The organism is Listeria floridensis FSL S10-1187 (genome assembly GCF_000525875.1).
Taxonomy (GTDB): domain Bacteria; phylum Bacillota; class Bacilli; order Lactobacillales; family Listeriaceae; genus Listeria; species Listeria floridensis.
In genome coordinates, this window is sequence record NZ_AODF01000001.1 from 181,318 (window position 1) to 195,021 (window position 13,704).

Annotated in this window: 10 protein-coding genes and 1 pseudogene; all 11 read right to left on the reverse strand. The window is 41.5% G+C overall.

The genetic code is table 11. The features are described 5' to 3' along the window. Positions 1-44 precede the first annotated feature (44 nt). Positions 45-338, reverse strand: coding sequence for a WXG100 family type VII secretion target (locus MFLO_RS00940; protein ID WP_036095687.1), 294 nt, complete (start codon positions 336-338; stop codon positions 45-47). A gap of 383 nt (positions 339-721) precedes the next feature. Continuing rightward, positions 722-1,258 (reverse strand): GNAT family N-acetyltransferase, encoded by a 537-nt coding sequence (locus MFLO_RS00945; RefSeq protein ID WP_036095689.1) that lies wholly within the window; start codon positions 1,256-1,258, stop codon positions 722-724. A 20-nt stretch (positions 1,259-1,278) separates the two neighbouring features. After that, the gene (locus tag MFLO_RS00950) at positions 1,279-1,689 is read right to left on the reverse strand and encodes a hypothetical protein (RefSeq protein WP_149022933.1); all 411 of its coding nucleotides are present in this window, start codon (positions 1,687-1,689) and stop codon (positions 1,279-1,281) included. Between the two features lie 19 nt (positions 1,690-1,708). Beyond that, entirely contained in the window at positions 1,709-2,725 is a 1,017-nt protein-coding gene (locus MFLO_RS00955; RefSeq protein ID WP_036095692.1) for a hypothetical protein, read from the reverse strand. Positions 2,726-2,736: 11 nt separating this feature from the next. Further along, positions 2,737-3,207 (reverse strand): hypothetical protein, encoded by a 471-nt coding sequence (locus MFLO_RS00960; RefSeq protein WP_036095693.1) that lies wholly within the window; start codon positions 3,205-3,207, stop codon positions 2,737-2,739. 113 nt (positions 3,208-3,320) lie between these two features. Continuing rightward, complete coding sequence (locus MFLO_RS00965) at positions 3,321-3,635, reverse strand: hypothetical protein (RefSeq protein ID WP_036095694.1); 315 nt, start codon at positions 3,633-3,635, stop codon at positions 3,321-3,323. 16 nt (positions 3,636-3,651) lie between these two features. Then, a complete protein-coding gene (locus MFLO_RS00970) occupies positions 3,652-3,882 on the reverse strand; it encodes a hypothetical protein (protein WP_036095695.1) in 231 nt (76 codons plus the stop codon). Positions 3,883-3,966: 84 nt separating this feature from the next. Beyond that, positions 3,967-4,437: a DUF3267 domain-containing protein gene (locus MFLO_RS00975; RefSeq protein WP_206538295.1), complete on the reverse strand. Its 471-nt coding sequence runs from the start codon at positions 4,435-4,437 to the stop codon at positions 3,967-3,969. A 295-nt stretch (positions 4,438-4,732) separates the two neighbouring features. Further along, on the reverse strand, positions 4,733-5,239 hold the full coding sequence (locus tag MFLO_RS14415) for a hypothetical protein (RefSeq protein WP_193786552.1): 507 nt from the start codon (positions 5,237-5,239) through the stop codon (positions 4,733-4,735). A gap of 517 nt (positions 5,240-5,756) precedes the next feature. Further along, positions 5,757-6,690: pseudogene (locus MFLO_RS16145) on the reverse strand (RHS repeat domain-containing protein); the annotation flags it as partial. Between the two features lie 416 nt (positions 6,691-7,106). Further along, entirely contained in the window at positions 7,107-13,583 is a 6,477-nt protein-coding gene (locus MFLO_RS01000) for a DNRLRE domain-containing protein (RefSeq protein ID WP_051993377.1), read from the reverse strand. Between the last annotated feature and the right edge of the window lie 121 nt (positions 13,584-13,704).

A 13,704-nucleotide genomic window follows, 5' to 3' on the forward strand; every position in this document is an offset into this window, starting at 1 on the left:
CGCCGCTTACGAGAAACTCATAAGGGGCGTGTTCGACATTCACTTTAAAAGCCAAAGTTTTGAGAGAGTTGTTGATCTTGTTCTTCCACCGCAGTGGCCGTTTTCGTCAATTGCGCTTCAATTTGATCCATCAAATGCGCAAACTCGGTTACTTTGGGTTTTAACTGATTAAATTGATCATCAAAGCGCTGGAAAGCTTGTCCTTCCCATTCACTTCTTAGCTGTTCTTGTAATTGCGTTAACCGTTGTAGCAACTGTTCAATTTCCCGACTACTTTGACCATAGGTTTTCGCACGTGAACGAAGTTCTTCCGGACTCATTCTGATTTGACCTGCCATTTGCTCATCTCCTGTTTGTTTTATTTTTCTACACGTACACAATACCATAAAAATACTTGTTTTGTCTGTGACATTTTTGTGAATCTTTATGCATGTACCTATTTTTGATAAATTAGCGAATAAACTATCTCTCTTGGCAAATCATGTAAGAAAAGAAGAGAGATCATCTCACCCTCTTCTTCTTATTTTCTGTCCTATTAATCATAAACTCTAGACTCTCTTTTTGCTTAACCTTTCGCTGTAATAATCAGTTCAAGATAAGGATTCGCTATTTTTCAACTCTTCGTCTACTTTTACACGAAAACTTCCTTCCACTTCATTTATATAACCTGTAAAATATATTTCCTCAATATCTTCTTGGCTAAAAAAGTAAGAAGTTTGATCTATCTATCCATCTCCAAGTAATAATAGATATCCGCCTTACCTTTTTGACTTGTAAACTGATAATCCTGCGTGTTCAAACCACCAATTTTGAAGCCATACTTTAAATAAAAACGGTTCGCCGCGAGATTATTATCTTGAGCAATTGTCGAAAGTCCAGAATAGCCGTTTTTATGGGCGATTTGACGAGCTAAGTCGAGCATCTCGCGAGCAATACCTTGTTTACGAGATGCTCGACTAACTTTTAAATCACTAAGATACGCATACTTATTCCAGCGGTACTCAAACACCGCAAGTCCAACTGGCTTTTCATTTAAAAATGCCCCAACCGCAAAACCCTGTTTTTCTATGACGTCAAACAAATATTCTTCATCTGGAAAAACCATTTCTGTTATTTCATCAAACAGTTCTTCTTGATGGTGCCACTCGGATGCCGTTTTCGTTACGATCAGCTTGCCAAATAGTTTAAATTTTTCATTCGGCATGCGAAGGGCTGACGCGGTTTCTGCCGTAATTTGTTTAATTTCTGCTCTTCCCACTCAACCTTCCCCCAGAAAACTTATTTAAAGTCTAAAATATCACTGAATATGAAACAAATGAGTAAAACAACGAGAATAATGGCCGCAAGCATACGTAAACTGATATATTCAACCCCGGAAAATCCAGCAATAATAATCGCCGTCGGGACAGCAAGAATCAGTGCCATCACAATCGAATAAGTCATTTTCCCACGGCGCCTATAAAAATTTTCATCACGCCGCTCACGCTCCTCTTGATAGTCACGCTGCAGTTTCCTGCCCAAAGTCAATATTCCGAAAATGGCACCAATCGTTACGGCAATAAGTGTCGCTGAAGAATCGGAAAAATCCATTTTTGAAAGTTTTTCTCCTTGAATCAACAAACTTAGAAAATAAATGAACACAAAAATGATAAGGGTGCTAAAAAAACGCTTGATGACATACTTTTTCATTTTCTCTCCGCCTTCGCTGTTAGTTTTCGTATAAAATTGCCATTTCCCCATCAAGCGACAAAACAATACATTTGGCCCCTGATTTCAACCGAAAATCAACTTTTGCGGCCGGTGTAAAAATTTTGCTGAAGAACGTCGTGCCTTGTTGCTTCACAAACTCAAGCTCCGGCTCCTCGACATAAAACAGATAAACCGGGTCGATCAGACTTGCTTTGTGGAGTTTTTCGAAAAGTTCGGTGCGCAGTTCTTGCTCGATCGGCGCCGAAATGACCATTTTCGAATCTGTGCGGTATTCGATTTCAAGATCATCGAACTCATCTTCGTGATCACTTGAAACGACGACCATGACAAGCGGTTCCTCAAATATCCGATCGATTTTCTCACCTTCATCCGAGCGTTTAAGAAACGGCGGCGTTGCGAGGGCGCGGCCGGATACGCTTACAAAATGATCACTCAAAGGCAAACTATGATCCGCCAAATACGCATCCGAAACTTCCATCCGTTCAGGCGCAGCGCCAATCCGGTCGATCACAGAAACCCTTTCTCCGTCAAGGCGTTTATCCATCACTTCTACAAAAGCATCCGCTTCTCTTTCACTACGCGCAGAAATAAACAAATCCGATTGATTTTTGACGAGCGTCAGTGCAATCGCATCTTCTTGCAAATAATAGCCGATATTCCATTCCGGTTTCTTTCTGAAAACCACTTGATCGAGCTTAAACTCGCATTCCTTAAACAGAAACAGCACCATGTATTTATCCCCATGATATTCGCAGTACTCCGTAATCAAAAGCTCGGCATGATAAAGCGTTGGGCGTTCAATGAAAAGCTCACCGCGATAGCGTTCAAACGGAATATTCATTTCATTAAGATAGGCCTCCATTTTTTTACTGTGGCCTAAGATAATAGTTGCGACATCATTGGCAACCATTTTCCGAACTGTGTCGACCGCATGTTCCGCTTCTTCCCAGTCGAATTCAACGAGCGTGACGTATTGTTCATTTTGAATCGTGAGAAATTCTTGTGTATCTGACATTTTTACTCCCCCTATTTATGCAAGTAATTAAATTCCTGAAGTTTTCGCCTGATAAAGCGGTGTGACTCCCCAAAAGCCACCGCCATTTTCAATTTTTTATTGTCTTTTAGCGTAAAATTCACGTGATAGTCATAATTAGACAGCACCTTTTTAAAATCCGGTTTCTCCGTCATTTCCAGTTCAGCGAGCTCCCTTTTCTTCACCTGGAAACAATCCTTATCTGCCGCAAGCCCTTGAACCCCTTTTTCTTGAAAGAGCTTTTCCACGTATTCCGTTCGTTTTTCCTGACGCGCCTGTGCAAATTTGTACGGCAAATAAAAAATTGGAATCATGAGCCCAGATTGAAAAAGCGCATTTCTGTGGTGAAACTGCCCTCCGAGCTTAATAAAAGTGAGCGTATCTTTTCCCAAATAGACACGATAATAACCGTCGCTTGTGATAGCACGGCGAAAAACCAAATGAATATAATCTTGATCGAACATCCGAATACTCCCTTTCGGTTTATTTAGTTTAGCAGAATGAAACCATCCTGACTAGATTATTTTTTTTACTTATCTCTATTTTATAAAATTTAGTCACAAAAATTTATTGCGTGTCATAAAAGATCATTTCGATAGTTGTTTTGAATTTGTTGTTCAAATTTTTCACTAAAGTTGTTATAAAGCGTAGTCGACCGCACTTGAAAAACTTTTTCTGTCAGATACCACTTTGTCTCGATCTCTAACGATTGGTCAAGTGCTAAGATGGCCATTTCATATGCATCATCGGAAAAAATAAAGCATTTCTTTGAAGGAAAATAATAATAGTATTCCCAAAAGAATTGACTTCGTTCCTGCTCCTTATTTCTTTCTGCTTGTTGAACAAATTCCGTTTGGCTTGCAAAGAAATTTAATTTTGTGATGCCTTCCAAATGAATGATTCTCTTTTTAAAAAAACTTCTTTTTTTCAATTCGATGTATAACATATATCTCACGATCGCCTGTTTCCGCACAGATCTCATGCAGCATCTCGTAGAAATCTGTGGTATCAATATAGAGAGCAGCCGTTTCTTCAAAGAAAAAGCGATATTGTTGTGGCTCCCAAAAAAGCATCTCAGGAAAGTCAGCTTCGATATCGACAACTTTCTTTACTTCTGTAAAAACACGTGATGGATTCACCTTGTCGTTTCCCCCTAATTTCAAACCGAAATTTTGTATTTAAAATGCCGAAAAAATTTCATGTTTTTATCTAAAAAAATGTTTTCACTCTGCTTTTATGTAAATATTAAATCCACTTTCTGTATCCTCCACTTCAATATTTTCAGGTTCTTCGGAGAGAAGGTACGTCCAGTAAAAATCGCCGACACAACCGCCTCCATGTATCGCCGCTAAAAACACAAACACCATGCGCGGTAAAATCCCTAGGACTAGAAGCACCGTTAAAACAATTGTGATGACGACAAAAGGTGCTAAAGAAATGCAAAGAAACTGTTTTTTGGAAAAACGGGAGTTGGGACTTGTCGCGTAAAGCATGCCGTTCTTGAAGCCGAATCTTACTTTAGAATTTGTTCCCCCAAATACCTTGAAAAAAATGCCGTGAATCCCTTCATGGATGATAAAAATTAAAAACAGAAGCACAAATAAAACGGGCAACAAAATGGGGATGCTTAAATTCCAAGACCCTTTTGAAGGTAGAAACATAGTCATCAGCAGAAACGCGACAAAAAAAAGCAACCGTCAAACCAGCGCTTGCCCAATTCAATTTTCTAATCAAGTTTTCGTTTTCGATCAAGTTTACTTCTTTTTTCAAAATCATATTGTTCACCTTCTTTCAAGTACTTATGCTAAACTCTTCTTCCCCTAGCAATTAAAATTGATGCTCTACAAGCTCGATTTTCTCTGATTATTTAAAAGCGTTAAAACCTTCTATTTATTAAATAAAACTGGTTTCCCCTGTGCGAAACAAGGTCTTTAAAAATTTAATAGAAAAGACTAGAGTTTTCATTACTACCCCAGCCTTTTCTTCTGTCTACTTTTCTATCATTAGTTCAATCGCTCTCATCTTGTTTTTTTTTGTACAGTTTGAAAACCTTTCTTTCAAAAAATTCTCCTTGTAAAAAGAAAGGTATTCTTGTGTAAGCTCTTCTGCACCGTATTCCGCTTCCTCTTCATCTAACTCTTCATCATCCAGCCACTGATAATAATGTTGTATTTCATGGGAAAGCGTATTAAGTGTATTAAACAGCATTTGAAAAACTCCATATTTTTGTTTCCCTTTGATAAAATCTCCTGTTGCGACTTTTATATAGGGTTCCTCCCTTTTTTCAAAAGGCGCAAAAAAAGTACCTGAAACCAGATTCCCATTTAGCGCAGTAATATATTCATCTGCTTTCACATAAACTCTTACCCTTTGCGGAAAATTATAATAGCTTCTCAACCATTCTCCATATTTTACAAATTCTTCTTTTAAAAACGGATCCACTTCTTTTTGGTTTGAGATTCTTATTCCTGACCTAGCAAATTGATTTCCGTTCATTGAATTATTTTATCCCTTCTTTATGCATCTTGCTCGGAGCATTCTTGTTCAAGAGAATATAAAAGAAATCTATTATTAAAAAGACTAGTACCTATCCACAAATTTCTTTTACTTGCTATTGTTTATCGTATACTTAAAAACATGAAACATATCTCTAAAACTAGCATAATTACCGTCCAACAAGTCATCATCACATACCAAAAAAAAAATTCTCACTTCTACGAAATCTTCTCAGAAAATAAAGCAATACAAGGCTGAAGAAAATGGGTATGCTAATACTAATAATTAAAAACAAGCTAACTTTTCCGTACCAATATGTGGCTGCGGGATAAAAAATCAATACACTCACAATTAACATTGCATAGTTCATCCATATAAAGAAAGAAGGGACTTTTTTTCTCTATTTTCTTCTTATCCGCAATTAGCACGGTTGCCCCTGCAATTAGTATTGTAATGAATGAAAATATAAACATTAATATGGTCATCCAAAATCTCATAATTTAGTATCTCCTTCAAGTCATTTCCTAAATCTCTTCTTAATTTTAGATACTTGCCTTTTAATTATCTTTCTATAACTTTTTCCAGCTTTCCAATCTAAAGTTCTTTTTAAATGCTTTTTAGGATTTCTCTTCAAAGATTTATAATTACTGGATACAGTAAACTTCATTGTTTTTACATTTTTCTTTACTCTTTTAGAAAATGTTAGTTTCCCATACTTTTTCTTTGAAAAAATCTTTTTCCCTAATTTATAAGCATTAGCACCACCAAAACCAAATACTCGACCTACTCCTGTTTTGAACACACCCATAACAGCTCCCTTTGCAGCTGCTCGTACCACTCCTTTTGTACTTATTTTTCCTTTGCTAAATAAAATATATTTTCCCGTTTCGTAAGCAGCTCCACCGATAGCTGCCGCTGCCCACCAAGCTACATGTCCATCCGGATCCACATACATCACTGGATTATTATTCGCATAGTTATACCCATTCATCGTCTGAGGATCATCTTCATCCCCTGGATCTGGGTCATATGCCGTAAACACTCCCTGCTCTGGCTCATAATAACGCGTACTGGCCAAGCTCCTTATCATACGTATAGCCTGCATATCCATAAGGATTCGCCTTCGCTTCCGCGGTCGTTGCCGTATCCGAAAGCACATTGCCCCACGCATCATACGTATACTCCACCACCAGCTTACCCGCTTCATTCGTCAGCGCCACGACGTCACCATGCGCATTATAGTGGTAGTAAAGCGTCTTCTCATTCATCTTCATCGCAAGACGAACATTATCATCCGAATACACATACTGTCGTGTCACTTTTCCAGCCGCATCTGTCTCATACAAGACATCGATACTATCGCCATCATAATGATAATTCGTGACAACCCCGTCAACGTATGTATATGCCATTTTTACATTTGGCGAGTCCACTTGTAAATAGCTAATAAATCTTACTCATTCGCTGACTTTCATAATCCAGTTTGCATCATTTCAAAGGCTGTTTGATTCACTATTCTATTCTTAGCTAGTAGAAAAGAGCTTCCTATAAAAAAGAGCTCTTTTCTACTGATAAGAATCTGTTTAAATACACATCATTTTTATAAAAAAATAACTCATTAAAATATCTCTTTAGCAAAATTTATAGCTGCAAAAAAACTATGGACACCCATTCCTATAACAACAAAAAATAATAAATACTTATTTGTTTTTTTTATAGGAAGATCAAGAACCACCCCGCACAAATAGACACATAGTATGCTCATTAATGAATAGAATAGAAGTATGGCTATCAAATAAAAATCCTCCTTTATTTACGTTTTAAATACCTTTTATTTAGTTTTTTTTCTTTTGGTTGTTTTTTTGATTTAGTTTTTTTTCTTTGGTGGCTTTTTCGAAGATTGCTTTTTCTTCTTGGGATGTTTTTTGCTTGTAAATTTATTTGTTATCTTTTTATAGATTTTAGTCTTTGAAATTGCTTTACGAGCATATTTTAACGCTCTTCCTGTACCACCAGAAATGCCCCCCCAGACAGCACCGTTTAAAGCCATTTTCCCAGCCTTTTTCCACGAAAACTTGCCTTTGTGTGTAACAGCGTATTCTATAAACCCCCATGCAGCCCCACCTGCTGCACCTGCAAGAATTCCATATATTATAAAGCCATCTGGATCAGTATACATCACCGGATTATTATTCGTATAATTATACCCATTCATCGTCTGAGGATCATCCTCATTCCCTGGATCTGGGTCATATGCCGTAAACACACCTTGCTCTGGCTCATAATACCTCGCCATCAAGTAATACTGACCAAGCTCCTTATCATACGTATATCCTGCATACCCATACGGATTCACCTTCGCTTCCGCGGTCGTTGCCGTATCCGAAAGCACATTCCCCCAAGCATCATACGCATATTCCGCAACGACCTTACCCGCTTCATTCGTCAGCGCGATCACGTCACCATGCGCATTGTAGTGATAATAAAGCGTCTTTCCATTCATCTTCATCGCAAGACGAACATTGTCATCCGAATACACATACTGCCGTGTTACTTTTCCAGACGCATCTGTCTCATACAAGACATCAATACTATCGCCATCATAATGATAATTCGTGACAACCCCATCAACCGTCTTCGAGATTCGGCGGTTATCATCATCATATGCATACGTCGCAAACGGCGAACTCGCGCCTTTCTTCGTCACCGCAACTAACCGGTCACCCGTATCCCACGTATAACTGAACTTCCCATCACTCGTCCGATTTCCATTCACATCATACGTGAGTGCCGCGCCGTTCCAAGAAACCAACTGATTACCTTTATTATACGATGCCGCGATCGTTTTTGTCTCGCTTCCACTGATTGAAACGTGCGTCCGGTTTCCAAATCCGTCGTACGTATACGACTTCACCGTTCCATTCGGCAACGTTTCCTTCGTCAGCTGGTTCACCGCATCATATTCATAAAATGTCTTCCCGGTTTTCTTGTTCTCAATACTCGTCCGGTTGCTCGCCGCATCATACGTATAGCTTTCGTCGAGAATGGCTTCCCCATCTTTATTCCCGATCGAAACATTCGTCACCTTCTGCGTGCTGTCATAGACATAATTCGCAGCCGTCTCATTTCCAGCCGTATACACCCCAACATTCCCAAACTCATCAAACTCAAAATACGCATTCTTACTGCCGTCATTCACTCGCGTATTTTGATCGAGATCATTGTAGGTATAAGCCGTTTTTGCACTAAAACCATTATGACTAATGGAAACATCCGCAACCTTGTCCGTCTTTCCTTTATTGTTTGCACTTGGCGAATCTTTGTAGCTGTAACTGACCGAGCCACCCCGTTCACTCACCTTCGTAATCCGATTCGCATCATCATACACCTTGTCCGTCACAATTCCGTTGATCTCATCCGTGACCTTCGTTTGATTCCCGTTTGGATCATATTGGAACTTAAACGCGCTTTCATCGTTCCATTTCACACCGCTGACACGGTCGGCCGAATCATACGTGCTTTCCGTCACGCGGCCATTTGGCATAATCGCTTTGGTTTCATTTCCAGCCGCATCATATTCATAAACAATTTTACGACCAAGAGCATCTACAAATTCCGTGTTTTTATTATCCACATCGTAGACAAACTTGTTCTCTTGTGTCACTCCACCTGCCGTCACAAGCTTCGCTGTCGTATTTCCATTGTCATCGTACTGGTAAGAAACCGAAGTCCCATTTGCGAGTGTCGTTTTGGTCAAGGCATTATCCGCGTCATACGTCAACGATTTAGTGTTCCCTTTTTCGTCCGTTTCCGAGAGTTTATTCCCGTACTTGTCATACGTAAAACTGATCTTTCTACCTTCCTCATCGTAACTTGCCGTAACATAATTCCCATCCGCATCATACTCATCGCGAGTCAGCACTTCGCCTTCCATGATCCGAATATCATCAAACCAGACTTTCCCCGTAAGCGCCCCGCGGAACATCACATTCAGTTTAATCTCTTTGATCGGCTTTGTCGGCTTCACCACTACGGCGCTACGATTCCAATCATTTGTACCAAGCGGAAGCGGTGCCTGCACATATTCCTTCGTGCCATCTTGATAAAGCACATCGCCCCAAATCGAATAGTCATTGACAAGCCCAGTACTTGACCCATTCGCCTTCGCATTTTCCGATTTTGACATCCCGGTAATCGTAACCGGTTTCGCCTGCTTCTGATTTAACGCAACAAACTGCCCCAAATATGCCGGAGAATCCGCCGCACTCTTGCGCTCCATTTGAACCGCACTGTCGCCGCTGAATGATTCTCCATCAACAATACTTAACGCTGCCGCTGCACTATTTCCCGTCCGAACCCAGCTTGCCGCTGTTTGAATCGAATGATCTTCAAAACTATTATTCTCAGCCGGATTATAGCTTGATGCTACACTACCCTTTTCTAATTGGACATTATCGTACCAAACCGCACCTTTTCCGTTACCTCCTGCGGCTTGCTCATTGTCCAAATACAAATACAATTTGCGTGTCTCTTTCGTCGTCTTAAACGTGAGCTGCTTGCGAACCCAACCGCTGTTATATTTCAGCGAAGTGGGGCGGTTAGCCTGCCACGCATTGCCATCCGTAATATCCTTTCCGTTTGCATCTTGCAAACGGGCAATCAAAATCCCATCCGACTTCGTCATGCCCTCGGCTTTCGTCCACGCGCTAAACGTATACGTTGTTTCCGGCTCCACATCCACGCGCTGAATCGCTGCAATGTAGCCTCGGTCCGCGCCAGATGCTTGACTAGTCACCTTAATCGACCCGCTGCCGCCAAGCGCTCCGTTCATTTGCTGCGTGCTATCAAAACCAATTCCGCCAGTCGCATTCACCCGCGTCATTGCCCATCCAGTAAGCGCCGTTCCTTTTTCAAACCCACTATTTTGAACGAGATTCTCCGCCGCAGCTAGCTCTCCACTACCACGAATGGCATTGCCATAAGCATCATATTGCGTCACAGAAGAACGATTCGATTCTGTCTTCAGCGTTTCCGAAACCGCATCTGCACCATCGTACGCAATCGTTGTTTTGCGCCCTTCCGTATCCGTAGCAGAAGTCACATCATTGTTGTCGTTATACGTGAAACTTTCCGTTCCGTATGCATCTGTCACTTCCGTAACGTTTCCATCCGCATCATACTTATACGTTTCTGACTGCCCTTTTGGATTCACTTCTTTAATCAAATTATTCGATTCATACGTATAACTTGTCGTCAGTTTCAGCCCATCGGCATCGACAATTTCCTTTTTCGGATTGCCGGCATCATTATACTCATAAACCGTCTTTTTCTTCTTCTCATTCGTAAGCGTTGCCGTTTGCGCATCTTGATCATAACTAAGCGTCGTCTTCTTCCCAACCGGGTCCGTAATCTCAACTAATTTTTCATCCTGATACACAAACTTCGTCTCATAAGGCTTTTCTTCCGTGTGCTTTGGATCATAAATCGCTGTAAGAAGCCCATCCGTGTAGCCATAACGATAAAGCTTGCCGCGTGCCGTCGAAGAAGCCGTCAGCTCACCGAGATCATTATACGTATACGTGATCGTCCGTCCTTCCGGTCCAACCAGTTTCGTCACCAGATCGCCCGTGTACGTGATCGTCACCGTCCGCCCCGAAGCGTCCTTAATCGTCACAAGCTTGCCGCCCGAATAGCCGTACGTCAGCTGATTGCCGCTTGTATCCTTTTCAGAAGCCAACCGACCATCTGTTAAATACCGAGTTTCTGATTTATCCTCTTCCACTTTCAAATAGCCGTCCGCTGACTTTGTAATCTCCGAGTAAATTCCTGGCGGCGCTTCGTACTTATCCGCTTTTTTCTTAAAGCGATGTACCTTCTTGTCAGATTCCACCCATAGCAAATCCCCATTTGCTTCTTCAATCAGTCTCTCTTCAAGTGTACTCGACCAACCTTTTCCAAATAGTCCCGTTCCGTCGTCCTGACTATTAAACGTCCGGTCAATATTGATACTTGGACCGCGGCCTTCTAAATTAAAGTCTGTTTCATGGAACAAGAAATTCCCGTTCGTGGCATTCACTTCACCGCCGCGTACATCGATACTTGTCCAGTAATCGACCATTCCGAGCTGTTTGTTCAAGTTTTCTGGAATCGTTGGCGTTGCCGGCTCTGATTGACTACTTGCCGCGTGATTATTCGCCTTTTGATACGCGATCACACGGAACCAGTAATTTGTCCGATCCTTATAATTCCCGCCAGAATTCGTGTACACCGGTGAAGGATCGCGCGCAAGTTCCGCCCCGTTCCCATCCGAGTGCAGCGCAAACTTGCCCTCTGCGATTTCTGCCTTTGTCGGCCAAATCCCTTTATGTTGCGTCGTCCATTTCGTCACATTCCCAACATCATAACTTTCATACGATTTCCCATTGAAGACAAGCACCTTGTAGCCGTCGGCAATCGGACTCGCATCCCAGTTCAACTCCACATAACCCGTTTCCTTATGCGACAGATTCGCGTAAGCTTTTGCCTGAGGTGCTTTCGGCTTCTCAAGCGGCAAATACGCATTCACAATGTCCGAATATGGACTTTCCCCACCAGGATAAATGGCGCGGATACGGACAGTATAACGTGTTTGATTGCGGAACCAAGAAAATCCTAGCGCCTGATACGTATTTTCATACAACTGACGCGGATCGAGCATCAACTCTTGACCTTTAGCATCTTCATGGTACTCAAATTCGCCAGCATCGAGCTCGGCTTGCGTCGGGAAAATTTTCTTGCCTTTTGAAGTCCAACTCGTGTTCTTCCCCGCAGAAAAGAAGTAATCATCATTTCCGTTGTTCAAAATCACTTCATATTCTGTTGCACCTGCTACCGCCGGCCATGACACATCTAAATAACCCGTGCCTGTCCCTTCGCCGTTCGAGTGTGCACTCACGGTCGGTTTCGTCGGCGCATTATACGAATACGTTACTTCAAGATACGGATAACTCGTATTATTTTCTGCAGCTACGAGCTTTTTCCAATAAGTCTGATCAATATTCGTTCCAAGTCGGAATCCATAGTTTGGGCGCGCTCCGCTTGCCCAAGCCTGCACGGTATTGGCCACATCAACCGTTGCCCACTGTGCCCGTCCGACATTAACCGTCCCAATCCGATTTACACCCGGCTGATTGTTCCACGTAACCTGCCACGGCGACCAGCTTCCCGCAACCTCGTAAACCCAAATATCATTTTTCAGCGTTGGCGACATATGCCAGATGTTATACATTTTAAGCTTCGCGCTCGAGATAGTCGCTTTTTGGAGCGTTGACGTATCCATTCGCAGGAATGCCGCGTTATTTCCCGTGCTCTCGTCCCACTTTCCAAGCTTGAGCGTATAAGCATTCTGCCCCGAATCCCAGAGCGAACTGCCGATATTCGTTTGATTCGGATAAGCCGAGTTTATATTCGTGTTGTAAATGTCGTCTATCCGAATGGATGGGTCGACATAGACCGGATACACCCGTTCCGCGTCATTCAGCCAGTCCGTATCCACCTTCAGTTCAAGTTGATAAACCGTCTTCGTGAGCGTTTTCAGTTCAAAGTGGACATCATCAGAACGCTTGGCGTCACCCGTGCCTTCGTCCACATTTGAATCCGTCATATAAGGCTTAGGCAGCGTGTAAATGACCTCGCCCGCCTTATCTTTAAAAACAATATCGCCGTTTTCAGCTTGCATTGGCGTTAATTTCGTTTCAATTTGATACACATACGTATCTATTTCATTTTTTTCATGCAGAACAATATCTTCTTTCACAGAACGGTTAAACGTAAAGTGACGCAAATCCGTTGCCGCAAAAATATCTTTGTAGAGAATTTGATTCTCCTCATATTCAGCCGCTTGATCCGTCACATCAATTTCCGTTTCACCTTGCTTGGCTCCCTTTAAGGCAAACGAAACTTCCGCTCCTTCTTGCGTTAATTTCTGATATTGCCCTTTTTCCATTTTTTCTAAAAATTCTATTTGCAATTCTGTTTGTTTCGGTTGAACAATTTGTTTAGGTTGATCTTGTTCCAAATTTGGATCAACCGGTTCTAGCTCCCCGTCAACATCCACATGAACGGGTTCCGAATAAATCTGCTTCGTAAAAGTGCCATCATGATTATCAAAAACCACTTCATTTTCAGTCCGTTCAGAGACAACTTCCGTAGGTTTTTGCTCTTTCGTCGTTGCTGTTTTTTCTGTTGCAGCGCTATCATTTGGCGTATTTTCTCTTGCGGCGCTTCCGTCGTAAGCTGGAAGGAGTGAAAATACAAGACTCGCTGCCATTAAGCTAAGAAATCCCTTTTTTAATCTTTTCTTCATGGCTTTTCTCCCTTTTTCTATGTATTTATTCACCGCGATTTCCTTATAAAGCGGCTTATTCTTAACGTAACAAACATATAACAATGTGTCAATTATGTAAATAATTACATAGGTACGAAAC

What these genes read in the sequence shown, in the direction of transcription:
- MFLO_RS00940 (WP_036095687.1), bottom strand. Translation starts at nt 338, where the DNA reads ATGGCAGGTCAAATCAGAATGAGTCCGGAAGAACTTCGTTCACGTGCG.
- MFLO_RS00950 (WP_149022933.1), bottom strand. Translation starts at nt 1,689, where the DNA reads ATGAAAAAGTATGTCATCAAGCGTTTTTTTAGCACCCTTATCATTTTT.
- MFLO_RS00955 (WP_036095692.1), bottom strand. Translation starts at nt 2,725, where the DNA reads ATGTCAGATACACAAGAATTTCTCACGATTCAAAATGAACAATACGTC.
- MFLO_RS00960 (WP_036095693.1), bottom strand. Translation starts at nt 3,207, where the DNA reads ATGTTCGATCAAGATTATATTCATTTGGTTTTTCGCCGTGCTATCACA.
- MFLO_RS14415 (WP_193786552.1), bottom strand. Translation starts at nt 5,239, where the DNA reads ATGAACGGAAATCAATTTGCTAGGTCAGGAATAAGAATCTCAAACCAA.
- MFLO_RS01000 (WP_051993377.1), bottom strand. Translation starts at nt 13,583, where the DNA reads ATGAAGAAAAGATTAAAAAAGGGATTTCTTAGCTTAATGGCAGCGAGT.